Source organism: Bradyrhizobium zhengyangense, assembly GCF_022012435.1.
Lineage (GTDB): Bacteria > Pseudomonadota > Alphaproteobacteria > Rhizobiales > Xanthobacteraceae > Bradyrhizobium > Bradyrhizobium zhengyangense.
In genome coordinates, this window is record NZ_JAKLUA010000001.1 from 12,894 (window position 1) to 38,290 (window position 25,397).

Consider the following 25,397-nt stretch of genomic DNA (forward strand, 5'->3'; position numbering starts at 1 on the left):
GCGCTCGCAATGACGGTATTGATGAAGCGGAGCCTCCCTCACACCACATCATCCGGCGCCAGCGCGCAGCCGTTGTCCGGATGGGTCTCGATCTGGAGCGTGGTGTGGCCGATACGGAAGGTGGTCTTCAAGAGTTGCGCGGTCTCCATCAAGAACGCGTCGACGGTGCCTGCGGGCATCACGAGATGGCAGGTGAGCGCCGTCTCGGTCGTGGAGATCGGCCAGACGTGGAGATCGTGGATCGCCGAGACGCCGGGGCGCGCCAGCAGGAACGCCTTGATCGCGGCAAGGTCGGTGCCCTTGGGCGCGGCCGCCATGGACATGTCGATGGAGCCGCGGAGCAGGCTGGTCGTGCCCCACAAAATGCTGGCGCAGATGGCGAGGCTGGTAACTGGGTCGAGCCAGAGCCAGCCGGTCCAGATGATCAGCGCCGCCGAAATCACTACTCCGAGCGAGACCGCGGCGTCGGCGGCCATGTGCAGATAGGCGCCCTCGATGTTGATGTCGTCCTTGCGGCCGCTCGCAAACAACATGGCGGTAAAGCCGTTGATGAAGATGCCGATGCCGGCGACCACCATCACGGTCACGCCCGCGACGGGCTCGGGCTCGCGCAGCCGCAGGATTGCCTCCCAGCCGATCGCACCGGTCGCCACGAGGAGAAACACGGCATTGGCGAGCGCCGCCAGAATCGTGGACGCGCGGAAGCCATAGGTGAAGCGGCCGCTCGGCGCACGCTTCGCCGCGACCGAGGCGCCCCAGGCCACGACCAGGCCGAGCACGTCGGACAGATTATGGCCGGCATCGGCGAGCAGCGCGGTGGAATTGCCGATATAGCCATAGATCGCCTCAGCCACGACCAGCGCGGTGTTGAGCGTGATGCCGATCGCGAAGGCCTTGCCGAAATTGGCGGGCGCATGGACATGGGCGTGACCATGACCATGGGAATGATCGTGGCCATGATCATGCGCGTGGCCGTGGTCATGGTGGTGATGACCGTGATGGTCGTGGCTACCCAAACCTAGCGCTCCCGGCTTCAGCCAAATCAGGCGCCATTGTAGGCGTTTCGCCTGCGCCGTCACGCCGGAACAGCATGTAGAGCGCCGGTAGCACCAGCAATGTCAGGATGGTCGAGGAGATGATGCCGCCGATTACGACGGTCGCGAGCGGCCGCTGCACTTCGGCGCCGGCACCGGTTGCGAGCGCCATCGGCACGAAACCGAGGGAGGCGACCAGCGCCGTCATCAGCACCGGGCGCAGCCGCGTCAACGCACCCTCGCGCACGGCCTCGGCGACGGGGCGTCCGTCGCTGCGGAGCCGCTCGATGAAGGCGATGATGACGAGGCCGTTGAGCACGGCGACCCCTGATAGCGCGATGAAGCCGACCCCGGCGCTGATCGACAGCGGAATGCCGCGCAGCAAGAGCGCCGCGACACCGCCCGTCAGCGCCAGCGGTACGCCGGAGAACACCAGCGCCGCATCTGCCGCCGATCCCATGCTCATGAACAGCAGCAGGAACACCAGCGCGAGCGCGACCGGCACGACGATCGTCAGCCGCTTGCTGGCGGAGACCAGTTGCTCGAACTGGCCGCCCCAGCCGATCCAGTAGCCCGGCGGAAGTTTTACTTTCTCGGCGACGGCGGCTTGCGCCTCAGTGACGAAGGAACGCAGGTCGCGGCCGCGAACATTGGCCATGACCACCACACGGCGCTTGCCGTTCTCGCGGCTGATCTGGTTGGGGCCGGGCGCGATCTCGATCGCGGCCACGGAGGAGAGGGGGACGTAGCGGAGCGTTGCGCCCGAGACGCCGGACCAGGCGGTCTTGGTGACGGGCATCGCATCCTCGCCCGGTGGCAACGGGATCGGCAGCGACTTGATCGCGTCAGGATCGGCGCGCAGGCTCTCCCGCAGCCGCACCACGATATCGAAGCGGCGATCGCCCTCGAACAGCTTTCCGGCCGGCTTGCCACCGATCGCGATCTCGACGAGGTTTTGCACTTCGCTGAGGCTGAGGCCGTAGCGCGACAGCGCCTGGCGGTCGAGCTTGACGGTGAGGATCGGCAGGCCTGCGATCTGCTCGGTCTTGACGTCGGCCGCGCCGTCGATGCCGCGCATGACGCCATCGACCTGCTGCGCAACATTGGCCAGCACGTCGAGATCGTCGCCAAAAATCTTGACGCCGACGTCGCTCCTGATGCCGGCGATGAGCTCGTTGAAGCGCATCTGGATCGGCTGGGTCATGCCATAGGCCGTGCCGGGCAGGGTGTTGGCGGCGCGTTCAATCGCCTCGATCACCTCATTCTTCGGCTTGGCGGGATCGGGCCATTCCTCGCGCGGCCTCAGCGTGACATAGGTGTCGGCGGCGTTCGGCGGCATTGGATCGTTGGCGATTTCGGCGGTGCCGATCTTGGAGAAGATGGTCGCCACTTCCGGCACCTGTTTGACCGCCTTCTCCAGTCGCAGTTGCATGTCGACGCTCTGGGTCAGGCTGGTGCCGGGAATCCGGATCGTCTCGATGGTGATGTCGCCTTCATCGAGGCTCGGGATGAACTCGCCGCCCATGCGCGTTGCCGCAAACAGGCTGCCGGCGACGATCAGGACAGCACCGAGCGCAACGCCGCGCCGGTAGCGGATGGCACGGCCGAGCAGCGGCACATAGACCCGCTTCGCCGCGCGCATGAAGATGTTCTCGGTCTCCGAGACCTTGCCGGTGACGAAGATCGCAATCGCTGCCGGGACGAAGGTGACGGAAAGCAGCGCCGCGCCGGCGAGCGCCATCAGCACGGTCAGCGCCATCGGGGTGAACATCTTGCCCTCGGTCCCCGTCAGCGTCAGGACCGGGAGGTAAACCACGGCGATGATGAGCGTGCCGAACAGGCTCGGCTTGATGACCTCGCTACTGCCGTCTCGGATGGTCTGGAGCCGTTCATCCAGCGTCAGCAGCCGGCCGCCCCGGTGCTGCTCGGCGGCCAGCAGCCGCAGGCAGTTCTCGACGATGATCACTGCACCGTCGACGATGATGCCGAAGTCGATGGCACCTAAGCTCATCAGGTTGGCGCTCACCTTGCTTTCGACCATGCCGGTGATCGTGAACAGCATGGACAGCGGAATGACGCAGGCCGTGATCAGCGCGGCACGGATGTTGCCGAGGATCAGGAACAGCACCGCGATCACCAGCGCGGCGCCCTCAATGAGGTTCTTCTCGACGGTTTGAATGGTGGCTTCCACCAGATGGGTGCGGTCGTAGACCGCGTGCGCGATGACGCCGTCGGGCAGCGATTTCGCGATCTCGCCTAGCCTTGCTGCGACCCGCTGGGCCACCGTGCGGCTGTTTTCGCCGATCAGCAGCATGGCAGTGCCGAGCACCGTCTCGCTGCCGTTTGCTGTCGCAGCGCCGGTGCGCAGGTCCTGGCCCTCACTCACCTCGGCGACGTCGCGGATGCGGACCGGCACCCCGCCGCGCGAGCCGATCACGATGTCTCTGATATCAGCGATATCGGCGACCTGGCCCGGCGCACGGACCAGATATTGCTCGCCGTTGCGTTCGATATAGCCGGCGCCGATATTGGCATTGTTGGCGGCAAGCGCCGTCATGATGTCGCGGAAGCCGAGCTTGTAGGCCATCAGCCGACCGGGGATCGGCAGCACGTGGAATTGCCGCTCATAGCCGCCGATCGAGTTGACCTCGATCACGCCGGGAATGGTGCGCAGCTGCGGCTTGATGATCCAGTCCTGGATGGTGCGGAGCTCCGTCGGCGTAAAATCAGCACCGCTCGGCGACTTCGCGCCCGCCTTGGCTTCGACCGAATAGACATAGATCTCGCCGAGCCCGGTCGAGATCGGTCCCATCGCGACCTCGGTGCCTCCAGGAAGCTGATCCTTGGCCTGCTGAATGCGCTCGTTGACGAGCTGACGCGCGAAATAGATGTCGGTGCCATCCTGGAACACGACGGTCACCTGGCTCAGGCCATAGCGCGAGATCGAGCGGGTGTAGTCGAGCCTGGGCAGGCCGCCCATCGCGGTCTCGAGCGGGAAGGTGATGCGCTGCTCGGCTTCCAGCGGCGACAGGCCCGGTGCGCGCGTGTTGATCTGCACCTGCACGTTGGTGACATCAGGGACGGCGTCGATCGGCAAGCGGGTGAAATTCCAGACCCCGAAGGCGCCGGCCGCGAGCGCAAGCAGCACCACCAGCCAGCGCTGGCGGATAGAGAAGGAAAGCAGCGCGTCAATCATGATCGGCGTCTCCTTTGCCCATCTCGGCCTTCACGACAAAACTGTTCTCGGCGACGTAATGCTCGCCCGCGGTGAGCCCCGCCTTGATCTCGACGAATTGCGGATCGGAGTCGCCAAGCTCGACCGGGCGCGCCTCGATCTTGTCGCTGTCCTCGCGAACGAACACGATGGTCCTGTTCTCCAGTGTCTGGATCGCGCTCCGGCGCACGGCGACCGCGACATTGCGGGCGGCGAGGACCAGCCGCGCGGTGACGAACAGGCCAGGACGCAAGCGTCCGTCGGGATTTGCCAGCAACACGCGGGCGAGAGCAGTCTGTGTCTCGCTCGAGCCGATCGGTGCGATGTAGGAGATCGTGCCTTTGATCTCTCCGCGGCCGTCGTCGGGATCGATCAGCACCTGATCGTTGAGGCGCACGCGCTTGAGGTCCTGCCGATAGATCGAGAGGTCGACCCAGATGGTGGAGAGGTCGGCGACGACGAAGGCCGGCTTCTGCTCAGAGGCGTATTCGCCGAGCGAGATCTGCCGGTCGATGATGGTGCCTGGTATCGGCGCCTTCAGCTCGTAGACGGTGAGACTCTGGTTGCTCTCGATGGTGGCAAGCAGATCGTCCTTGCCGACCTTGTCGCCGATGCGCTTCTGGATCGATTTTGCCACCCCCGGAAAACGCGGGGTGACCTGGACGACCGCTTCTTGATTGGCGCGCAGGATGCCGTTGAAGGAGAGCGTATCGGTCAGCGTGGCGCTCGCAGCTTCCGCAAGCGTCACGCCCGCTGCGGCCAGCTTGACATCGGAGATGCGGATGCGGTCAGCGCCGTGCTCGTCCTGCTCGACATGGTCGTTCGGCTTCTCGGGCCTCTTCTCTGCCGCGTGTTCGGTCGATGCGACCTTGACCGGCGTGAGCATGGAATAGCCGTAGGCGCCGAGGGCGGCGGCCACGATGGCCACAACAATGGTCGAGGACGTCTTCATCGCGCGCTCTCCCGGGCCAGCGCAAAGGGATTGCCGACGAGGCCTTCAATTGTGGCGACGCCGGCGTGGAAGTTCTGCAGGGCTTCCTGCTCGCGCAGCCGCGCCTGTGTCACGCTCGCCTGGGCGTCGAGCACCTCGAGCAGGGTGAAGCGGCCCTGGCCGTAGCCTTGCGAGATCGCATCCGCCGCTTCCGTCGCCTTGGGGATGGCGGTCTCGCGCAGCACCGAGAGCTCGCGCAGCGAGCCCTGCAGTGAGTCATAGGCGCGCCCGGCGATCACGATCAGCGTGTTGCGGTTGGCCTCGCGTTCGGCTTTCGTCTTGGCGAGACTTTCCTGGGCCGAGAGGACGTTGCCCTGGTTCTGGTCGAACACAGGGATCGGCACCGAGACGGTGAGACGCACCGCGTCGTCATTGGTTTCGTTGAAATGGCGCCAGCCGGCGGCGATCCGCACGTCAGGATAGGGTTTGAGCCGCGCCATCAGCAGCTCGGCATTGCGCTGCGCATAGACGGCGGTCCAGCGCACCAGCTGCGGATTGGCATCGATGGCCGCGACCACCGACTGAAAGGTCGGCGGCCGTCCCGTGGTGTCGAGCCGGCCGGAGACCTCGCCGAATTTCGCCATGGGATCGCCCATCAGCACGGCCAGCTCGCGCCGGGCGCTTGCCAACGTTGCCTTGAAGCGCTCGCGGTCGGCTTTCACCAGCGCGGAGGCGACCTCGGCGCGGCCGGTCTCGGCCGGCGAGGAGGCGCCGGCCTCCACGCGGCGGTGCAGCAGCGGCGTCAGCCTGTCGATCGCCGCAATCTGCTCGTCGAGGATCTGGATGCGCCGCTGTGCGCCGAGCACGCTGAGGAACGCGATCGCGGTCTCCGACAGCACCTCCAGCCTGATCGCCTTGCGCTGGATCGTGGCGATCTCCATGCCGGCCGCTCCGGCCGCGATCCGCGCTTCGCGCTTGCCTGATAGCTCAAAGGCCTGGCTGATCTGGAGCGTGGTCTCGGCCGATTTGGTGCCGCGATAGACGCCCGACCCGAACGAATTATCCTGCTCGTAGGATAGTTCCGGATTGAGCAGGGCACCGGCCTGGATGCGCTGGCCCGTGGCGATGCCGACATCGCGCTCCGCCGCGGTCAGGCGCGGGCTCGCGGCCAGCGCGCGCGACAGTGCGGCGCGCATGGTCAGGGTCTGGGCCTGCGCTCGTTGCGCCAGCCAGGGGCTGATAAGCATAGCCATCGCGCACGCAAGGCGCGCGGCCGTCCGTCTGCAAGACATGAAGGTGACCTGTGAACGAGAGCATCATTGGCGCCGCAGCGCCCGGCTGATCAGTTCAGTCAGGACTTGGGGGGCGGGGAGACCGTATCGGGCGCAATTCCGATCAGCGCAGGCACGCGCTGCTGAACCGGCGCTGCCATCAGGTCTGTCGCGGCGCCGGATTGCAGCGGCTGCACGACAGCGACGGAGAAGCAGCCGTGGCAGTGATGGCCTGCCAGCGCCTTGTGATCGCCGTGGCCGTCAAAACCGCTGTCGAGGAGCGATGCGATCTCCGATCCGCCCGAAGGGCTGGTGACATCGATGTCGTGCGCGCCATGGAGCACGCCCGCAAGCAGGTAGACGGTCGCCACCACGATAGCCACCAACCCACGCCAGTTGCGCGGGGAGCAAAAGCTGGAGATGCGGCGGGTCGTGGTCACTGTGGCGCTCGGTTCCTGATCTGCCTCCGGTAGCACGGCGGCCGGAACAGTGTCGACCCGCAACATTGTTACGTGTGGGGAACCTGATGTCGCGAGCGCCCGAACGAAAAGGCCCCAGCCCGGGGCTGACCGGCTGAGGCCTCTTCTGCTCACAATCTTCATCCGTTGGGACTTGCAGAGACAATTTCGGTCTCGCTGGTTCGTTCCGGCAGCTTGTAAAATTTAGGAACGTTCTCCGGTCCCCCTCATTAGCGCCCCGGAGCGTTTGAGGAGGAAGGGACTATGGACGGACTGATCTATCTGATCGGCCTGATCGTCGTGATCATGGCGATCTTGTCGTTCTTCGGCCTGCGCTGAGAGACCCGCTATGACGATTGAAACTCTCGTGCAGGACAACATCGTGGAAGGCGGCTTCATCGCCGCCGAGGAGCAGCGGAGCATCCAGTGGAGCTCCGTCATATCAGGCGCTTTCGCGTCCGGCGCAATGGCGTTCATTCTGGTCAGCTTTGGCGTGGCCATTGGCCTCGGAGTCAGCTCGGCGTCGCCGACATGGCGCGACGCCTCGGCCGCGCTGGCGCTGCTGTCAGGACTGTATCTGATCATCCAGGCGATCGTCAGTTTTGGCTTCGGCGGCTACATCGCCGGCCGCACGGCCAGGCCGGCGCCCACGCTTGCAACGATTGAGGATGACGGCGAGCGGCGCGACGGGCTGCACGGGCTGATGTCATGGGCGCTGGCCATTCTGATCGGTGCCGCGCTGCTGGCGATCATCGGTGCCGCGGCGATCGAGCGCTCGCCGGTGCGCAGCGGAGCCGGCAACGCGACCTCCGCCGAGCCCTTGCTCAGCTACGAGCTCGACAAGTTGTTCCGCGCCCCACGCCGACCTGTCAACACCGACATGCGGGAAGCCCGTGCCGAAGCCGGGCGCATCCTGATGACGTCATCGAGCCACAGCGGCATCACCGTCGATGATCGTGCCTACCTCGTGCAGCAGGTCGCGGCGCTGACGGGACTGGGCGCACCCGACGCCGAGCGGCGCGTCGATGCGTCGATCGCCGACGCCCACACGGCGATCAATCGCGCCAGGCGCAATTCGGTCATCGTCGCCTTCTCGGTTGCAGCGGCGGCCCTGATCGGCGCTGCCGTGGCCTGGGCTGCGGCCGTGGCGGGCGGGCGTCACCGCGATGGCGAGCCGCTGCCGAACTGGATGGCCAGTTCCAACCGTTTCCATCGCAGCCGGCGTGCCATGCCGGTGCCGTAGCCGGCCTTCAGTCGCCGCTGGCGCGTTCGAAGCTGGTGCAAAGCTGCTCGGTTTCCTGAAGGGTCAGCTGGGCCCGATGAAGCCGGCACCGAAACTCGGTATCGGTGCGCGCCTTGTTCAGGCGCGCGTCGGCACTTCTGCGAAGAAAAATACAGTCGCTGCAACGACCGGCGCTGGTTTCGGTGCGTGGTGCGTCGATGCGGTTCAGGATTTCGTTCAACGCATTCCTGAGCTTCAGGCGATCCTCCGCGACCAGTGTCGCGATCGCGTTCGCCATGCCGCTGATCGGGTCATGCTGGGCAAGCAGTTTGTTGCCTTGTGGGGTCACGCAAAGCATCACCGACCGCTTGTCGCTGGGGGCAGGTTCGCGGACCACATATGATTTGTCCTCGAGCGTCTTGATGATCTGTGTCGCGGTCGCCCGGGTCGTGCCGATATAGTCGGCGACTGCCGTCGGGGATTTCGAGAATCTGTTGGCTCGCGCGAGGAATCGCAGCGCCTTCCATTCCCGGTCACGCAATCCGCGCAGATCGTCCAGAACCTGGCAGGCGCCCGCCGCCTGAACCAGCAACTCAACTGTTTCGCGTATGAGGGGCATGATCAGCTCGGATAAGGACGGAGGGAGGTCTGCCGGCGTGCGGCAGCGCCCGGCCGGCGGCGGTTTTCGTTGACCCAGATCAAGGGTGGACAAGGTTGCTGCCTGTGAAATCGCAGGCTCAGGGGCGTCAACGCTCGCAGAATCAATCGTGCCGCCCGTCCTGTGATCTAGGAGCGGGCTGCGGTTCCGTCTTGTGATTGCGAGCCGGCGATTTGGCGATCGGGGTCAATCGCGATTGATACTGCCATGCACCACACCAATCGCTTCAGTTCCATCCCCAGCGCATCAGGCGGGATCGCGCGATTGGCTTGCGCGCGCGTTCGCGACGCCGGACGGGATCTTGCACAGATGGCGTCGCGGGCAGGGCTGGCGCTTGCGCTGATCGACGAGCCGGCCCGCCGGCTCGACGTGGCCGCACAGATCAAGCTGCTTGATCTGGCGGCTCGGGAGCTCGGCGACGAGCATCTCGGCTTCCATCTGTCGCAGGACTTCGATCTCCGCGAGATCGGTCTTCTGTATTACGTCATGGCGTCGTCGGAGACCGTCGCGGACGCGCTTCGCAATGCCGCGCGCTACAGCACGCTGAACAACGAAGGGGTTCAGCTATCCGTCGATCTCGATCGCGGCACTGCGATTTCGCTTCACTATCTCGACGTCGAGCGTCAATCCGACCGCCATCAGGTGGAGTTCTGGATCGGCGCCCTGGTGCGCGTCTGCCGGCGGCTCACCAACAACCGATTGGCGCCGCAGCAGATCAGGGTGAGGCATCATCGTCCCGAACTTTCGGCCGGGATCAAAAACTTTCTCGGCTGCGAAGTCCACTTTGGATCTTATGCCGACGAGATCGTCTTTGCCGCGGGCACCGCGTCGCTTCGATCCGTCGACGCGGACTCCTATCTCAACCGCCTGCTGTTGAGTTACGCCAACGAGGCCCTGGGCAAGCGGACGCAGCCGCGATCGAGCTTGCGATCTCGCGTCGAGGAGGCGATCGCTCAAGCCTTGCCACATGGGCAGGCCAATGCCGCCATGATTGCGGAACGTCTCGGCATGAGCCGCCGGACGCTCGCGCGCGCCCTGGCGGAGGAGGGCGTGACGTTCTCGGAGTTGCTCGCAGAACTGCGGTCGCTGCTGGCCAAACGCTATCTGAGTGAGCGCGAGCTTCCGATCTCGCAGATCGCCTGGCTGCTCGGCTACCGCGAGACAAGCTCCTTCACCAACGCCTTCGCCCGCTGGACCGGTTCGACGCCACGAGAATTTCGCGACACCCACGGCGGCCGATCAAAGCCGTCCAATGGCCGGCGCGCGGTGAGAATGCCGGGCAATCGCAGCAGATGAGCTTAGGCCTTCTCCTCCCAGATCATCGCCAGATGCACGATGGTCTGCACCGCCTTTTCCATGTCCTGCCGGCTCACCCATTCGAGCCGCGAGTGAAACGCGTGCTCGCCCGCAAAAATGTTGGGGCAGGGCAGGCCCATGAAGGAGAGGCGCGAGCCGTCGGTGCCGCCGCGGATTGCGGTGCGCATCGGGCGCAGGCCGGCCCGGCGGATCGCCTCGATGGCGTATTCGAGGATATGCGGGTAACGATCGATTACCTGCTTCATGTTGCGGTACTGCTCGCGCACCTCGAACTTGTAGGTCGAGCGCGGGTAGTCCTTCATCACGTCCTTGACGATGCTCTCGAGCAGGGCTTCCTTGTCCTTCAGCCCTTCCTCGGTGAAGTCGCGGACGATGAAGGAGAGCGTCGCCTGTTCCAGCGCGCCTTCGATGCCGACCGGATGAAGAAAACCCTGCTTGCCTGAGGTGGTCTCGGGCGAGCAGCCTTCCTTCGGGAGTCGCTCGACGATGGCGGCCGCGATCTTGATGGCGTGCTCCATCTTGCCCTTGGCATAACCAGGGTGGGCGCTGACGCCCGTGATGGTGATGGTGGCGCCGTCGGCGGAGAAGGTCTCGTCCTCGACGCTGCCGGCGCTCTCGCCGTCCATGGTGTAGCCGAAGTCGGCGCCGAGCTTCTTGATGTCGACATTGTCGACGCCGCGGCCGATCTCTTCATCCGGCGTGAACAGGATCCTGATGGTGCCGTGCTTCACGTCCGGGTTGTTGATGAAGAAATGCGCGGCATCCATGATTTCGGCGACACCGGCCTTGTTGTCGGCGCCGAGCAGCGTAGTGCCGTCGGTGGTGATGATGTCGTTGCCGATCTGGTGCTTCAGCGCGGGATGCTCGGTGAAGCGGATCACCTGGCTGGTGTCGCCCGGCAGCGTGATGTCGCCGCCGCGATAGTTCTTCACGACCTGCGGCTTGACCTCCTTGCCGGTGACGTCGGGCGAGGTGTCCATGTGCGAGCAGAAGCAGATCACCGGCACTTTCTTGGTCGTGTTGGCCGGGATCGTCGCGTAGACGTAGCCGTAATCGTCGAGATGGGCATCCGCGACGCCCATGGCCTTCAGCTCAGTCACGAGAACGCGGCCGAGATCCTTTTGCTTCTCGGTCGATGGCGAGGCAGGGGAATTCGGATCGGACTGGGTGTCGATGGTGACGTAGCGCAGGAAGCGTTCGGTCACGGTATGCGTGAAGGTCAGGGACATTTCTGGTCAAACCGCCGGGCTTTGGGGAGCAGGTGTTGGGAAGCAGCCGATATATCAGAAAGCGGGCGGCGTTGCGGCACCGGCGACGCTGGATCAGGCTTAACGAAGCGTAAGCGCTCAGATCGCCTCTTTCAGCTCCTTGACCGGCCGGAACGCGACCTTCTTGCTGGCCTTGATGTGGATGGCTTCGCCCGTGGCTGGATTGCGGCCGGTGCGGGCGGCGCGCTTGCGAACCTGAAGGATGCCGAGCCCCACGATACGAACGCGGTCGCCCTTCTTGAGGTGCTTGGTGATGAGGTCGACCATGTCGGTCAGGACCGCTTCGGCATGCTTCTTGGAGAGGTCCTGGCTCTCAGCGATGTCGGCGGCCAGGTGCTTGAGCGTGATCGTGGCGGGGGCGGTGGCCTTCTTCGCCGAATCCTTCTTGGCCGAGTCCTTCTTGGCCGAGTCCTTCTTAGCCATGTCTGGCCTCCTCGATTCTTGCGGGGTCGCGGAGAGAGGGCCTCGGAACCTCGCAAGTAACGGAAGGCGTAGACGATTCGGGACCGGGCTGACTACGTCGCGGGATGTGGGAGGGACGATACCTGCGCGCTGGCGGCGCGACACGGGACTATTCCGGCTGTGGGTGCCAACGTCCTTGACTTCACAATGTCACGCCTTTAAGTCCCCCCTCGTTCCGCGGACATCGCGTCACGCGGGAGTAGCTCAGTTGGTTAGAGCGCCGGCCTGTCACGCCGGAGGTCGCGGGTTCGAGCCCCGTCTCTCGCGCCATTTTTGGCAACATCTTCCTCCCTTCGCCGCCACCATCACTATCCAAACCACGCCCGTCGTGCGACCGCCGCTGATCAGGCGGCAAATTCATTTGTCTTATCAAGATGTTGTGTGCTGATCTTCAGTCGTTTCAGGAAAGCAAAAGGCCGCCTCGTGGCGGCCATTGCATCTCAAGTCGGACCTTTTTCGGCGATTAGCGAATTTCAGAGGTGCCCGAGCTCGTGATCGCCACCGGCTTGCCGGCCTTGATCACATGAGTGGACTGGGCGGTCTGGCTAAATTCGGCGTTGGTGCGGGCTGCGATCCCGAAGGCGGCCACTGCGATGCCGGCCACCAGCGCCACCACCACGATCTTCAGGTGGGTACCCCGATCTGCAGAGTGAATTGAGTGGTTCATCGAAGCCTCCCGACGGGCTTTGGCGCCGTCTGTAGGCTGATGTCTTAAGGAGCATCTGTTTCCGGATCGTTTCGCGGGTTCCGCAAAATGGTTTCATCTGGCGATTTCACCGCTTCGCCTTGGGCCCTCTTACCTGCCGCGTAATCGCACAGGCCCCGTCAGCTCGTCATGATCGCTTCCATCGGCCGCGAACAATCCGGCAAGGGAGAAGCACCATGAACCGTCGAACCGTCCTCGAAGCCACGCTACTCGGAACCGCCTTGGCGGCATCGGGCACAAGTGCGCCAGCAGCGGCCCAACCTGCTGTGCGATCGCCCTATGTGACCGCCAGGGACGGCACGAAACTGTTCGTGCAGGACTGGGGCAACGGAAAGCCTGTGCTGCTGCTGACGGCCTGGACCTTCGATGCCAGCACCTGGGGCAGTCAGATCGAGGCTCTCACTGCGAAAGGCTTTCGTTGCGTTGCGCCTGACCGGCGCGGACATGGCCGATCGGAGATGCCCTCATCGGGCTATGACCTGGACACACTGACCGACGATGTCGCCGCGGTGATCGAGGCACGCAATCTGCGTGACGTCACGCTGGTGGGCTTCTCGATGGGGACGGTCGAGGCGGTGAACTATCTCGGACGATATGGCTCGGACCGGATCGCAAGGCTGGTGCTGGTCGCGCCGACGACGCCGTTTCTGGTCAAGACCGAAGACAATCCGGATGCTGTTCCGAGGGCGATGATCGAGGCCGACAACGCGGCCGTCGCGCGCGACTTCGCCAAATGGATTGCGGCGAATGAGGCGCCGTTCTTCCTGCCCGAGACGCCGGAGATCACGCGGACCTGGATCCGCGAGATGATGCTGCGCGTGCCGTTGCCGGTGGCGATGGCCTGCCGCAAGACCATCTCCCTCTCCGATCTGCGCGCGGCTGCCGCCAGGATCGATCGCCCGACGCTGATCCTGCATGGCGACAAGGATGCCAGCGCGCCGCTGCCCTTGACGGGAGCCAAGACCGCGAAACTGATCAAGGGCAGCAAGCTGATCGTCTACGAGGGCGCGCCGCACCCTCTGCCGCTGACGCACGGCGAGCGGCTGATTGCGGACATGCTTTCGTTCATGGCGGCTTGAGGGGGCTCAGCCCGCCCTGACGATATCGGCGCGGATGGTCCGCGCCGCCCAGATGAACAGAAGCGCGCCGAGCGTGGTCGTGACCGCCGCTGAGAGCAGCGAATAGCGCACGGCATCATTGCCGTAGCTGCCCTTCAGCGCATCATTGACCACGCCGACGGCGAGCGGGCCGACACCCTGGCCGAAGCAGGTCGCGGTGAGCGCGATCAGAGCCGAGGCCAGCGCCCGCATGCTGGGCCTGGCCACCGTCTGCGCAATCGCGAAGATCGGCCCGAGATGGAAGCCGACCAGGAAGGAGGTCAGCGCCAGCATCGCGACCATCATCGCGAAATCCTGCGTCAGCATGCAGAGCGCAAAGACGGGACCGGCGAGGCCTGAGGTGATCGCCGGCGCCCACAGCTTCCAGCGGTCGTCGCGGCGGCTCACTTGTGCCACCACGAAGCCTCCGAGCAGGGTGCCGGCCATGCCGGCAAGCCCCTTGAAGGTGCCGGCATAGGTGCCGATCTCGGCGCTCGACAGATGATGCACGCGCGCCAGGAACGGCGGGATCCAGGCCGCGGTCGCGTAATTGGTGTAGGTCGTGAGGCAGAAGCCGATCAGCACGATCATAAAGCTCTGCTGCGAAGCGAGGAAGCGCAGCGTCGGTCCGAGTGGCTCGGGCACGAAGCTCTCCTGCATCGCGCCGCGCTTTGGCTCGGAGATCGTCAGCCACAGGGTCAGCGCGAGCAGGATGCCCGGCACGCCCGCGACATAGAAGGCCATGCGCCAGCCATAGTGCTGATTGACATAGCCGCCGACGAAATAGCCGAGGAAGACACCGAGATAGGTGCCGATGGCGTAGACGCCGAGCGCACGCGGGCGCTCGTTCTTGGCAAACAGGTCGGCGACGATCGATTGCGAGGCCGGGGAGCCCGCGGATTCGCCGATGCCGACGCCGATCCTCGCAAACGCGAGCGCTGTCACGCTCGACGCGGCGCCGCACAGCGCCGTCATTGCGCTCCAGAACGCGAAGGCGATCGCCACGATGTTGCGGCGGTTGAGCCGGTCGGCGACGCGCGCGATGGGAATGCCGAGCAGGGAATAGAACAGCGCGAAGCCGAAGCCCGCGAGCAGGCCCATCATGGTGTCGCTGAGTTGAAACTCCTTCTTGATCGGCTCGATCAGGACGTTGAAGATCGTGCGGTCGAGAAAGTTCAGCACGTAGATGATGGTGAGCAGGCCGAGCACGTAATAGCGCCGCGCCGTGGGTTTCTCCGCGGAGGTGGTCTGCACCGACATTTGTGACGTCACATCGACCATCGCTCCCCCCAATCTGTCTTTTGTTGTTATCGTTGGTCCAGCCCAGTTCGGGCTGACTAGCCTTCGCGGATGTAGTTCCCCGCTTCGAACGCGACTTGCGGCGCGCCTGTGTCGAATGAAACGCCGACCGGGTCACGGCCTGCTTCCATCGCTTCCAGTTGCTCGCCCAGCATGCGCCGGATCATCAGGATGCCGCGGTCGCTTTGGCCGAAATGCTCCTCGGAATGAACGGTCACCGGGCCCTGGCCGACCTGGGCCTCGTAATCGCCGGGGAATTGCTGGTGCTCTTCTTCCGTCATGTCCCACCAGAATTTTCCGTTGAACTTCGAGCGCATGCGGCCGATGTCGCCTGATGTCTTGACGCGGCCGGCGACATAGATGCGGAACGAGGTGTCGTCGATCGGCAGCGTCCAGCCGATCGACTCGACACGGGCAAATTGGGCGACGCGCGGATTGGGAACCACGCGCAGCGTGGGGAGGGCGGCTTCGGTGACGCGGTAAAAAACTTTGCCGTCGTCCTGCTTGCGGATCGAGCGCACGGCGATGCCGCGTGGCGTCTTGTCGAACGTCACCTCCGGCATCGAGGCCATCATGTTGGTGAATTGCGGCCCCGAGAACGAGCCGTGCAGGACCGGCACGTGATAGGGATCGACCACGTTCTCGAAATGCTGCAGCCAGTTGCAGGGAATGATTGCCGGTCCGCCGCCACCGATCGATGAATCGTCGGCCTCGACGAACTCGCCGTCGTCCATGTTTTCGAGGCACTCGTAAGCCGGCAGCACCGGACGTTTCTCGGCCGGGCCCATATAGGCGAAGATCAAGCCGTAGCGCTCCTCGACGGGGTACCAGGGCTGGCGCACCTTGTCCTTGAACTGGCCGCCATCGGACTCACAGGGTTGCTCCAGGCAATGACCCTCGGTGTCGAACTTCCAGCCGTGGTAGCAGCAGCGGATGCCGTCCTCTTCGACCTTGCCGTAGTAGAGCGTGGTGCCGCGATGGCAGCAGCGGGCGTGAAGCAGGCCGACGCGGCCGTGCTTGTCGCGGAACAGGATGAGGTCCTCGCCAAGTGCGCGCACCTTCTTCGGCGTGTCGGTGGCGTCGCTGACGAGGCCGACCGGATGCCAGTAGCGGCGGAGCAATTCGCCCATCGGCGTGCCGCGTACGACCGAGGTGAGCTCGATGCGCGTGAGCGCCGGCTTCATCGCATAGGCTGTGCCGAGATCGCGATCCTGCTGGGTCATCGTCATGCTGGTTCCTCCCGCCGCGGGCCTTGGGTGGCCCCGTCGCTCCTGGCGCGTTGAGCTAGTGAAAAATAATTCGATGACAATGTCAACGATCATCCCAGGGTGCTTCGCAGGCGCATTTGGGACAGATTGGGCAGGTTGCGCTACCAACGCTCTACGACCACTTGGCACGTCCTGGCTTTCTTGGCAGAGGTGGGCCATGAGCCAGACATCGAGCAGGGACGGGCGTGCATCGTCCGATACGGACGACAATCATTCGCCGGCCCCGATCACCGTGATGCTGTCGTCACGGCTGATGGTGCTGGCCAATCTGCTCAAGCGTGGCGCCATCCTGCGCTACAAGCGTCTCGCCGGATTGTCCTCGGTCGAGTTCGGTCTGGTCGCCTCGCTCGGCCGGCGGCCATCGATGAGCGTGGCCCGGCTCGCCGAAGCGGTCGGTCAGGACAAGGGGCAGATCAGCCGTGCATTGGCGGAACTCGTGTCGCGCAAGCTGATCGAGAAGTCGACAAATCCGAAGGATAGTCGCGAGGTGCTGGTGTCGCTGACACCAGCAGGCCTCGCCGCGCATGATGTGATCGTCGAAGGCGCGCGGGAGCGCAACCAGATGTTGCTCGAGCAATTGAGCAATGACGAACTCGTGACGCTGCTCGCGCAAATCGATCGTCTCACCGCAACCGCGGAAGCGATGCTCGAAGCCGAGAAGGTTGTGCGCTGATCGTCCGGGTATCTCCGGATCTCCTGACATGACGCATTCGCTAGACGAGCCCCGGTCCCGTCGTGACGCATGGCTCCCCTGACCGCGCGCCTATGGATACGTGTCTTTGCTGCACCGGTCTTGCTCGCCGCCGCGACCAGCACGGGTCTGTTGGCTGCGCTGCTCTGGGGAACGGCGGGCCAGTATGTCGCCTGGGTGACAGTCGGGCCACCGGTGGCGGTCGTCGCCTGGGTTTGGGTGCGTCGCCGCAGCGAGAAAACCCGGCCATTTCCGCCGGCGATCCAGGGCAAATAGCGGGGCGTGGCGGGTCCGCCGCAATCTCAGAAACTGCTGCCCTGCAAATCTGTGCCTGCCCTTGTCGCGTCGGGCGATCTGCTCCATACCAGCCGCCGGGTGATTCCGGGATTTCCACCGGTCTGGGAGCAGCAAAGGGCCTGAAAAGAGCGTGTCTTGCGCCCATTGGTGCACTGCGCTAAGGCTCAGAATAATTCCAAATCGGACGAATCCGTGGCTGTCCCGAGGCTGCGGGAAAAAGGGCTCGTCAATGAGCGGCATTCTACAGAACTATCTTCCACTCGTCGTCTTTATAGGGGTAGCGGCCATCATCGGCCTGGTGCTCCTGATCGCGCCCTTCATCGTGGCCTTCCAGCAGCCGGATCCGGAAAAGCTGTCGGCGTATGAGTGCGGTTTCAACGCCTTCGACGATGCCCGCATGAAGTTCGACGTCCGCTTCTATCTGGTCGCCATCCTCTTCATCATCTTCGACCTCGAAGTGGCATTCCTGTTTCCGTGGGCGGTGGCGTTCGGCAAGCTTGGCGCAACCGGCTTCTGGTCCATGCTGGTGTTCCTCGCCGTTCTGACGGTGGGCTTCGCCTATGAATGGAAGAAAGGCGCACTCGAATGGGATTGAACCCTGCAACGTCCTCCGGTCCGGTCGTAGCGCCGGCGCCCAAGGGCATCCTGGACCCGTCGACCGGCAAGCCGGTCGGGGCCAATGATCCGTTCTTTCTTGAGGTCAATTCCGAGCTCTCCGACAAGGGCTTCTTCACGGCTGCGACCGACGACCTCATCACCTGGGCCCGTACCGGCTCGCTGATGTGGATGACCTTCGGTCTCGCCTGTTGCGCGGTCGAGATGATGCAGGTGTCGATGCCGCGCTATGACGTCGAGCGCTTTGGCTTTGCGCCGCGTGCCTCGCCGCGCCAGTCCGACGTGATGATCGTCGCCGGCACGCTGACCAACAAGATGGCGCCGGCGCTGCGCAAGGTCTACGACCAGATGCCCGAGCCGCGCTACGTGATCTCGATGGGCTCCTGCGCCAATGGCGGCGGCTACTACCACTATTCCTACTCGGTCGTGCGCGGCTGCGACCGCATCGTCCCGATCGACATCTATGTGCCGGGTTGCCCGCCCACGGCGGAGGCGCTGCTTTACGGCGTGCTGCTGCTGCAGAAGAAGATCCGCCGCATCGGCACCATCGAACGCTAAGGTTTTACGTCATGGACGACGCCAAGCTCGACGCCCTGGGGCAGACGATCGTGAGCGCGCTTCCGGGCGCTGCCACCGGTTATCAGGTGGCCTTCAACCAGCTCGCGGTTGATGTCGAGGCCAGCAAGATCGTCGAGGTGGTCAAGTACCTCCGCGACGATCCGAACTGCCGTTTCGTCAACTTCACCGACATCACGGCGGCCGACTATCCGTCGCGCGAAAAGCGTTTCGACGTGATCTATCACTTCCTGTCACCGACCCTGAACACGCGCATCCGTCTCAAGGCCCAGGCCGACGAGACCACGCAGGTGCCGTCGCTGATCGAGGTGTTCCCCGGCGCCGACTGGTTCGAGCGCGAGGCCTACGACCTCTACGGCGTGTTCTTCGTCGGTCACCCCGACATGCGCCGCATCCTCACCGATTACGGCTTCGAGGGGCATCCGCTGCGCAAGGATTTCCCGCTGACCGGCTTCCTCGAGGTCCGCTACGACGACCAGGAGAAGCGGGTGGTGTACGAGCCGGTCCGGCTCAACCAGGAATTCCGCAAGTTCGATTTCCTCTCGCCATGGGAAGGGGCGGACTATCCGCTTCCCGGTGACGAGAAGGCAGGACCGAAGGCCTGATCATGAACGAGCAACCTGAACAGCTTCGTAATTTCACCATCAACTTCGGGCCGCAGCATCCAGCCGCGCACGGCGTGCTGCGTCTGGTGCTGGAGCTCGACGGTGAAGTCGTCGCTCGCGTCGATCCGCATATCGGCCTGCTTCACCGCGGCACTGAAAAGCTGATCGAGCAGAAGACCTATCTGCAGGCGATCCCGTATTTCGACCGGCTCGACTACGTCGCGCCGATGAACCAGGAGCACGCCTTCTGCCTCGCCGCCGAGAAGCTGCTCGGCATCGAGGTGCCGCGTCGCGGCCAGTTGATCCGCGTGCTCTATTGCGAGATCGGTCGCATCCTGTCGCATCTGCTCAACGTCACCACGCAGGCGATGGACGTCGGCGCGCTGACCCCGCCGCTGTGGGGCTTCGAAGAGCGCGAGAAGCTGATGGTGTTTTACGAGCGCGCCTCGGGCAGCCGCATGCACGCAGCCTTCTTCCGTGTCGGCGGCGTGCACCAGGACCTGCCGCAGAAGCTGGTCGACGACATCGAGGCCTGGTGTGATCCGTTCCTCAAAGTGGTCGATGACCTCGACCGCCTGCTCACCGCCAACCGCATCTTCAAGCAACGCAACGTCGACATCGGCGTGGTGCCGCTGAAGGAAGCCTGGGAGTGGGGTTTCTCCGGCGTGATGGTGCGCGGCTCGGGCGCGGCCTGGGACCTGCGCAAGTCGCAGCCCTATGAATGCTATGCCGAGATGGATTTCGACATTCCGATCGGCAAGAACGGCGACTGCTACGACCGCTACCTGATCCGCATGGAAGAGATGCGCCAGTCGGTGCGCATCATGAAGCAGTGCATCCAGAAGCTGAACGCGCCTGATGGCAAGGGCCCCGTCGTCGTCGAGGACAACAAGGTCGCGCCGCCCCGTCGTGGCGAGATGAAGCGGTCGATGGAAGCCCTCATCCACCACTTCAAGCTCTACACCGAAGGCGTTCACGTGCCGGAAGGCGAGGTCTACGCCGCGGTCGAGGCGCCCAAGGGCGAGTTCGGCGTCTATCTGATCTCCGACGGCACCAACAAGCCCTACAAGTGCAAGATCCGCGCGCCGGGCTTTGCCCATCTGCAGGCGATGGACCACATTTGCCGCGGCCATCTGCTCGCCGACGTCTCGGCCATTCTCGGCTCGCTCGACATCGTGTTCGGAGAGGTCGATCGGTGATGGCGCAGGCGCCAATCCAGTTTGACCGTGCCTCGGGGGCCCTTGAAGGGGCCAACCTGTGGGAGCGGACGGCTGCCTTGGCGCTGGTGACGGGCTCGAAGATCTCCTCGCACTTCTCGCACATGGGCTACATCGCCTGCGCGAATTTGCTGCGGAAGACGCTGCCCGAGCGCAACATCGCGATCAAGCTCAACCCGGACGCCGTGTTCGAATTCCCGTACGGCGACGGTTACTGGAGCAAGCTGCTCAACCGGTCCTATTGCTATGAGGACGAGCTGGAGCTCTTGTTCAGCGACTCCATCGACGTCGATTACACGTTGCTCGATTGCGGTGCGAACTACGGCTACTGGTCGGTGCTGGTGTCGAGCAAGCCGTTCGGTTCGCACAAGGCGATCGCGATCGAGCCGTCGGGCCAGAACTATCCGAAGCTCGCCAATAATTCGCGCATCAACGGCAACCGCTTCGAGACCATGAAGTGCGCGATCGGCGCTGCCCGCGGCACCGCGCGTCTGTCAGGCACCAAGCACGAAGCCTTCAGCATCGCCGGCGCCGCATCGGCCGGCGGTGAAGAAGTGCCTGTCCTCGCACTCGATGACCTCATCGACGACGGCAAGATCCCGGCATCAGGCAAATACCTGATCAAGCTCGACGTCGAGGGCGTCGAGATCGAGGCGATCAAGGGCGGCGCCCGGCTGCTTCAGACCGACAGCGTCATCATCTGCGAGGAGCACGGCAGCGACCGTTCTCATGCGGTGTCGCGCTACATCCTCGAACAGACCCCGATGAAGCTGATCGTGCTCGATCCGCGCACCAACCGGCTGGAGACCGTGACCGAGCTGTCGATCCTCGACCGCATCAAGGTCTCGACCCACGTCGGCTACAACGTTTTCGGCACCGCAAGCGCGTTCTGGCAGGACAGGATCAATGCCCTGAACGCCAAAACCGCGCGCCGCATGCAGTGAGAGATCAGATATGTCCGTTCGCCGATTAGCACCGAAGGAAGTCCAGCCCGCGAGCTTTGCGTTCACGGACGAAAACCTCGCGTTCGCCAAGCAGCAGATCGCGAAATATCCAGCCGGACGTCAGGCCTCGGCCGTCATCGCCATTCTCTGGCGCGTCCAGGAGCAGCATGACGGTTGGGTGTCGGAAGCCGCGATCCGCGCCGTCGCCGACCTGCTCGACATGCCCTATATCCGCGTGCTCGAGGTCGCGACCTTCTACACGATGTTCCAGCTCGCCCCCGTCGGCAAGAAGGCCCACGTCCAGGTCTGCGGCACCACGCCGTGCCGCCTGCGCGGCGCCGAAGATCTGATCCATGTCTGCGAGAGCCGGATCCATCACGATCCCTTCCACCTCTCCAAGGACGGCAATTTCAGCTGGGAAGAGGTGGAGTGCCTGGGCGCCTGCGTGAACGCGCCGATGGTGCTGATCGGCAAGGACACCTATGAGGATCTGACCGCGGAAAGCTTCGGCAAGGTGCTCGACGGTTTCGCGTCGGGCAATCCGCCCAAGCCCGGTCCGCAGAACGGCCGCCAGTTCTCCGCGCCGATGGGCGGGCCGACCACGCTGAAGGAGACCTCCTGATGGGTCTTCCGTCCAAGGCGAACCGGGGGAGCGAAGCCGTGAAGAAATGGGGCTTCATCGCCATGCACTCCGCGCTCGCCGCCGCCTTCATGTTCCTGCTGCAGCGCTTCGTGATGAACGCGACGCAGGAATCCAGTCTGCTCTGGGCGCTGACCTTCGCCGTCTGCGCCGCCGGGCTTGCCTACAAGCAGGCCAACCGTTGATCGGAAAGCACTGATATGCTCGAGGACAAGGATCGCATCTTCAAGAACCTCTACGGCCTCCATGATTGGGGGCTCGAGGGCGCGCGGCGCCGCGGCGCCTGGGATGGTACCAAGACTATCATCGACAAGGGCCGCGACTGGATCATCAACGAGATGAAGGCGTCGGGCCTGCGCGGCCGCGGCGGCGCCGGCTTCCCGACCGGTCTGAAGTGGTCCTTCATGCCGAAGGAATCCACCGACGGCCGTCCGAGCTATCTCGTTGTCAACGCCGACGAATCCGAGCCCGGCACCTGCAAGGATCGCGAGATCATGCGGCACGATCCGCATCTCCTGATCGAGGGCTGCCTGATCGCCAGCTGCGCGATGAACGCGCACACCTGCTACATCTATGTCCGCGGCGAATTCATCCGCGAGCGCGAGCACCTACAGGCCGCGATCGACCAGGCCTATGACGCCAAGCTCGTCGGCAAGGACAACGTCAACGGCTGGCCGTTCGACATCTACGTCGCGCACGGCGCCGGCGCCTATATCTGCGGCGAAGAGACCGCGCTGCTCGAAAGCCTCGAAGGCAAGAAGGGCCAGCCGCGCCTGAAGCCGCCGTTCCCGGCCAATGTCGGCCTGTTCGGTTGCCCGACCACCGTGAACAACGTCGAGTCGATCGCGGTTGCCCCGGACATCCTGCGCCGCGGCGCCGCCTGGTTCGCCGGCATCGGCCGTCCGAACAATGTCGGCACGAAGCTGTTCTGCATCTCCGGCCATGTCGAGCGGCCGTGCAACGTCGAAGAAGCCATGGGCATTCCGTTCCGTGAGCTGATCGACAAGCATTGCGGCGGCATCCGTGGCGGCTGGGACAACCTCAAGGCCGTGATCCCCGGTGGCTCGTCGGTGCGCATGGTGCCCGCCGAGCAGATCATCGACACGCCGATGGATTTCGACAGTCTGAGCAAGCTGCGCTCGGGCCTCGGCACTGCGGCCGTGATCGTGATGGACAAGTCGACCGATTTGATCCGGTCGATTGCCCGTATCTCCTATTTCTACAAGCATGAGAGCTGCGGCCAGTGCACGCCGTGCCGCGAGGGCACGGGGTGGATGTGGCGCGTGCTCACCCGCATGGCCGAAGGCCGCGCCCACAAGCGCGAGATCGACATGCTGCTGGAAGTCACCAAGCAGGTCGAAGGCCACACCATCTGCGCGCTCGGCGACGCGGCGGCGTGGCCGATCCAGGGCCTGATCGCGCATTTCCGTCATGAGATCGAAGCGCGTATCGACCAGTATTCGCACAAGGCCGACATCGACGATGCCGGCGTCCGCGATCCCGTGAACATGGTCGCGGCGGAGTAGAGAGAATGACCAAGCTCATCATCGACGGCAAAGAGATCGATGTCCCCGCCGACTACACGCTGCTTCAGGCGTGCGAGGCGGCCGGCGCAGAGATTCCGCGCTTCTGCTATCACGAGCGCCTGTCGATCGCCGGCAATTGCCGGATGTGCCTCGTCGAGGTGAAGGGCGGCCCCAAGCCGGTCGCATCCTGCGCCTGGGGCGTGCGCGATTGCCGTCCGGGCCCGAAGGGCGAGCCGCCGGAAATCTCGACGCGGTCGCCGATGGTGAAGAAGGCACGCGAAGGCGTGATGGAATTCCTCCTCATCAACCATCCGCTGGACTGCCCGATCTGCGATCAGGGCGGCGAGTGCGACCTCCAGGACCAGGCGATGGGCTATGGTGTCGACACCAGCCGCTTCGCCGAGAACAAGCGCGCGGTCGAGGACAAGTATCTCGGTGCGCTGGTCAAGACCTCGATGAACCGCTGCATCCAGTGCACGCGCTGCGTCCGCTTCTCGGCGGAAGTCGCCGGCGCCCCTGAGATGGGGGCGACGGGGCGCGGCGAGGACATGGAGATCACGACCTATCTCCAGCACGCACTGACGTCGGAGCTTCAAGGCAATCTCGTCGACATCTGCCCGGTCGGTGCGCTGACATCGAAGCCCTACGCATTCGCGGCGCGCCCCTGGGAGCTCGGCAAGACCCAGTCGATCGACGTGATGGACGGCATCGGCTCTGCGATCCGCGTCGACACGCGCGGCCGTGAAGTCATGCGCGTGCTGCCGCGCATCAACGAGGCCGTGAACGAGGAGTGGATCTCCGACAAGACCCGCCACATCGTCGACGGCCTGCGCACCCAGCGCCTCGACCGGCCCTATATCCGCGAAGCTGGCAAGCTGCGCGCAGCGAGCTGGCCGGAAGCTTTCGCGGCGATCGCCTCCAAGGCGGCGCGAACCGACGGCAAGCGCATTGGCGCGATCGCCGGCGATCTCTCCGGCGTCGAAGAAATGTTCGCGGTGAAGGATCTGCTGGCAAAATTCGGCTCGGCCAATCTGGCGGTGCAGGGCGGCGACGCCTTCGATCCCGCGCTCGGCCGCGGCTCCTACATCTTCAACCCGACGCTCGCAGGCGTCGAGCAGGCGGATGCGCTTCTCATCATCGGCGCAAATCCGCGGAAAGAGGCGGCCGTATTCAACGCCCGCATCCGCAAGCGTTGGCGCGCCGGCGGCTTCAAGGTCGGTGTGATCGGCGCCAAGGCCGATCTCACTTACGACTATGATCATCTCGGCGCAGGCACCGAGACGCTCGGCGAGCTCGCCTCCGGCAGGCACTCCTTCATGGACGTGCTGAAGAACGCCAAGAATCCCGTCATCCTGGTCGGCGCAGGCGCAGCCTCGCGCCACGACGGCGCTGCCATTCTCGCCGCCGCCGCCAAGCTCGCGCTCGACGTCGGCGCGGTGAAGGACGGCTGGAACGGCTTTGGCGTGCTGCACGAGACCGCTTCGCGCGTCGGCGCACTCGACATCGGCTTTGTTGCAGGTCAGGGCGGCCTGAACGCCGCGCAGATGACGACTTTCGGCACGCTGGATCTGCTGTTCCTGCTCGGTGCGGACGAGATCAAGGCGCCTGATGGCACTTTCGTCGTCTACATCGGCACCCATGGCGACCGCGGCGCGCACCGCGCCGACGTGATCCTGCCGGCGGCCGCTTATACCGAGAAATCAGCGATCTACGTCAATACCGAAGGCCGCGTGCAGATGACCGGCCGTGCCGCGTTCCCGCCGGGCGAAGCCCGGGAGGACTGGGCGATCATCCGCGCGCTCTCGGAAGCGCTTGGCAAGAAGCTCGGCTACGACTCGCTTGCCGCGCTGCGCCAGGCGATGTTCAAGGCCGTGCCGCATCTGATCCGTCTCGACCAGATCGAGGCCGGCTCCGCCGACCAGGTCAAGAAGCTGGCGGGGAAGGGCGGCTCGTCCGAGAAGGCGCCGTTCAAGGCCGTCATCGAGGACTTCTATTTGACCAACCCAATCGCGCGTGCGTCCGCCGTGATGGCGGAATGCTCGCGGCTTGCCTCCGGGCAGATGCTGACCGCAGCGGAGTGA

At 64.5% G+C, this 25,397-nt stretch carries 25 protein-coding genes and 1 tRNA gene; 15 read left to right on the forward strand and 11 right to left on the reverse strand.

Annotated elements, in window-relative coordinates; translation table 11 throughout:
- Nucleotides 1-38 precede the first annotated feature (38 nt).
- Genes L6637_RS00075 through L6637_RS00095 form a run of 5 tightly spaced genes read right to left on the reverse strand, consistent with a single transcriptional unit; the run spans nt 39 to nt 6,890 of the window.
- A complete protein-coding gene (locus tag L6637_RS00075; RefSeq protein WP_237861852.1) occupies nt 39-1,016 on the reverse strand; it encodes a cation diffusion facilitator family transporter in 978 nt (325 codons plus the stop codon).
- Nucleotides 1,009-4,230, reverse strand: coding sequence for an efflux RND transporter permease subunit (locus tag L6637_RS00080; RefSeq protein WP_237868752.1), 3,222 nt, complete (start codon nt 4,228-4,230; stop codon nt 1,009-1,011). Before L6637_RS00080 ends, L6637_RS00075 begins: the two co-directional genes overlap by 8 nt.
- A complete protein-coding gene (gene ihpB / locus L6637_RS00085; RefSeq protein ID WP_237868753.1) occupies nt 4,223-5,200 on the reverse strand; it encodes a divalent metal ion exporter adaptor subunit IhpB in 978 nt (325 codons plus the stop codon). The genes L6637_RS00080 and ihpB overlap by 8 nt, the downstream gene beginning before the upstream one ends.
- Nucleotides 5,197-6,471 carry a divalent metal ion exporter subunit IhpA gene (gene ihpA / locus L6637_RS00090; protein ID WP_237868755.1) on the reverse strand — a complete coding sequence of 425 codons (1,275 nt, stop codon included), beginning with the start codon at nt 6,469-6,471 and terminating at the stop codon, nt 5,197-5,199. The genes ihpB and ihpA overlap by 4 nt, the downstream gene beginning before the upstream one ends.
- Nucleotides 6,472-6,530: 59 nt before the next feature.
- Nucleotides 6,531-6,890, reverse strand: a complete 360-nt coding sequence (locus L6637_RS00095; RefSeq protein ID WP_237868757.1) for a hypothetical protein — start codon at nt 6,888-6,890, stop codon at nt 6,531-6,533.
- A 367-nt stretch (nt 6,891-7,257) separates the two neighbouring features.
- On the opposite strand from L6637_RS00095, the gene L6637_RS00100 reads away from it, so the two are divergent.
- On the forward strand, nt 7,258-8,151 hold the full coding sequence (locus L6637_RS00100; RefSeq protein ID WP_237868758.1) for a hypothetical protein: 894 nt from the start codon (nt 7,258-7,260) through the stop codon (nt 8,149-8,151).
- Nucleotides 8,152-8,158: 7 nt separating this feature from the next.
- Here the strand turns inward: L6637_RS00100 and L6637_RS00105 are convergent, their stop codons facing one another.
- The gene (locus L6637_RS00105) at nt 8,159-8,842 is read right to left on the reverse strand and encodes a MarR family winged helix-turn-helix transcriptional regulator (RefSeq protein ID WP_237868759.1); all 684 of its coding nucleotides are present in this window, start codon (nt 8,840-8,842) and stop codon (nt 8,159-8,161) included.
- A gap of 153 nt (nt 8,843-8,995) precedes the next feature.
- Between L6637_RS00105 and L6637_RS00110 the strand changes: the two genes are divergently transcribed.
- The gene (locus tag L6637_RS00110) at nt 8,996-10,084 is read left to right on the forward strand and encodes an AraC family transcriptional regulator (protein WP_276575715.1); all 1,089 of its coding nucleotides are present in this window, start codon (nt 8,996-8,998) and stop codon (nt 10,082-10,084) included.
- Nucleotides 10,085-10,086: 2 nt separating this feature from the next.
- Here L6637_RS00110 and pepT read toward each other — a convergent pair whose 3' ends face one another.
- Together pepT and L6637_RS00120 are read right to left on the reverse strand one after the other, a co-directional pair.
- Complete coding sequence (pepT, locus tag L6637_RS00115) at nt 10,087-11,334, reverse strand: peptidase T (protein ID WP_237868761.1); 1,248 nt, start codon at nt 11,332-11,334, stop codon at nt 10,087-10,089.
- A 117-nt stretch (nt 11,335-11,451) separates the two neighbouring features.
- Nucleotides 11,452-11,796 carry an HU family DNA-binding protein gene (locus L6637_RS00120; protein WP_237868762.1) on the reverse strand — a complete coding sequence of 115 codons (345 nt, stop codon included), beginning with the start codon at nt 11,794-11,796 and terminating at the stop codon, nt 11,452-11,454.
- 232 nt (nt 11,797-12,028) lie between these two features.
- Between L6637_RS00120 and L6637_RS00125 the strand changes: the two genes are divergently transcribed.
- Nucleotides 12,029-12,105: transfer RNA gene (locus L6637_RS00125), tRNA-Asp, on the forward strand.
- Nucleotides 12,106-12,298: 193 nt separating this feature from the next.
- On the opposite strand, the gene L6637_RS00130 is transcribed toward L6637_RS00125, so the two are convergent.
- Complete coding sequence (locus tag L6637_RS00130; protein ID WP_237861871.1) at nt 12,299-12,502, reverse strand: hypothetical protein; 204 nt, start codon at nt 12,500-12,502, stop codon at nt 12,299-12,301.
- Nucleotides 12,503-12,717: 215 nt separating this feature from the next.
- On the opposite strand from L6637_RS00130, the gene L6637_RS00135 reads away from it, so the two are divergent.
- A complete protein-coding gene (locus L6637_RS00135; RefSeq protein ID WP_237861873.1) occupies nt 12,718-13,620 on the forward strand; it encodes an alpha/beta fold hydrolase in 903 nt (300 codons plus the stop codon).
- A gap of 6 nt (nt 13,621-13,626) precedes the next feature.
- Here L6637_RS00135 and L6637_RS00140 read toward each other — a convergent pair whose 3' ends face one another.
- Both L6637_RS00140 and L6637_RS00145 read right to left on the reverse strand, forming a co-directional pair.
- Nucleotides 13,627-14,919 carry a spinster family MFS transporter gene (locus L6637_RS00140; RefSeq protein WP_237868764.1) on the reverse strand — a complete coding sequence of 431 codons (1,293 nt, stop codon included), beginning with the start codon at nt 14,917-14,919 and terminating at the stop codon, nt 13,627-13,629.
- Between the two features lie 56 nt (nt 14,920-14,975).
- Nucleotides 14,976-16,166 (reverse strand): aromatic ring-hydroxylating dioxygenase subunit alpha, encoded by a 1,191-nt coding sequence (locus L6637_RS00145; RefSeq protein WP_237868766.1) that lies wholly within the window; start codon nt 16,164-16,166, stop codon nt 14,976-14,978.
- A 196-nt stretch (nt 16,167-16,362) separates the two neighbouring features.
- Between L6637_RS00145 and L6637_RS00150 the strand changes: the two genes are divergently transcribed.
- The 11 genes from L6637_RS00150 to nuoG all read left to right on the forward strand — a co-directional run bounded on the left by L6637_RS00150 (nt 16,363) and on the right by nuoG (nt 25,397).
- Nucleotides 16,363-16,878: a MarR family winged helix-turn-helix transcriptional regulator gene (locus L6637_RS00150; protein ID WP_237861879.1), complete on the forward strand. Its 516-nt coding sequence runs from the start codon at nt 16,363-16,365 to the stop codon at nt 16,876-16,878.
- 69 nt (nt 16,879-16,947) lie between these two features.
- Nucleotides 16,948-17,172 (forward strand): hypothetical protein, encoded by a 225-nt coding sequence (locus tag L6637_RS00155; RefSeq protein ID WP_237861881.1) that lies wholly within the window; start codon nt 16,948-16,950, stop codon nt 17,170-17,172.
- Between the two features lie 250 nt (nt 17,173-17,422).
- Nucleotides 17,423-17,788, forward strand: coding sequence for an NADH-quinone oxidoreductase subunit A (locus L6637_RS00160; RefSeq protein WP_092290902.1), 366 nt, complete (start codon nt 17,423-17,425; stop codon nt 17,786-17,788).
- A complete protein-coding gene (locus L6637_RS00165) occupies nt 17,779-18,366 on the forward strand; it encodes a NuoB/complex I 20 kDa subunit family protein (protein WP_237861883.1) in 588 nt (195 codons plus the stop codon). Before L6637_RS00160 ends, L6637_RS00165 begins: the two co-directional genes overlap by 10 nt.
- An 11-nt stretch (nt 18,367-18,377) precedes the next feature.
- Complete coding sequence (locus tag L6637_RS00170; RefSeq protein WP_237861885.1) at nt 18,378-18,989, forward strand: NADH-quinone oxidoreductase subunit C; 612 nt, start codon at nt 18,378-18,380, stop codon at nt 18,987-18,989.
- 2 nt (nt 18,990-18,991) lie between these two features.
- On the forward strand, nt 18,992-20,188 hold the full coding sequence (locus L6637_RS00175; RefSeq protein ID WP_194475602.1) for an NADH-quinone oxidoreductase subunit D: 1,197 nt from the start codon (nt 18,992-18,994) through the stop codon (nt 20,186-20,188).
- On the forward strand, nt 20,188-21,150 hold the full coding sequence (locus L6637_RS00180; protein WP_237868768.1) for an FkbM family methyltransferase: 963 nt from the start codon (nt 20,188-20,190) through the stop codon (nt 21,148-21,150). Before L6637_RS00175 ends, L6637_RS00180 begins: the two co-directional genes overlap by 1 nt.
- Nucleotides 21,151-21,160: 10 nt before the next feature.
- On the forward strand, nt 21,161-21,772 hold the full coding sequence (gene nuoE / locus L6637_RS00185) for an NADH-quinone oxidoreductase subunit NuoE (protein WP_237868769.1): 612 nt from the start codon (nt 21,161-21,163) through the stop codon (nt 21,770-21,772).
- Nucleotides 21,772-21,975 (forward strand): hypothetical protein, encoded by a 204-nt coding sequence (locus L6637_RS00190; protein ID WP_237861893.1) that lies wholly within the window; start codon nt 21,772-21,774, stop codon nt 21,973-21,975. The genes nuoE and L6637_RS00190 overlap by 1 nt, the downstream gene beginning before the upstream one ends.
- A 15-nt stretch (nt 21,976-21,990) precedes the next feature.
- Entirely contained in the window at nt 21,991-23,316 is a 1,326-nt protein-coding gene (nuoF, locus tag L6637_RS00195; protein WP_237868770.1) for an NADH-quinone oxidoreductase subunit NuoF, read from the forward strand.
- A gap of 5 nt (nt 23,317-23,321) precedes the next feature.
- On the forward strand, nt 23,322-25,397 hold the full coding sequence (gene nuoG / locus L6637_RS00200; RefSeq protein WP_237868771.1) for an NADH-quinone oxidoreductase subunit NuoG: 2,076 nt from the start codon (nt 23,322-23,324) through the stop codon (nt 25,395-25,397).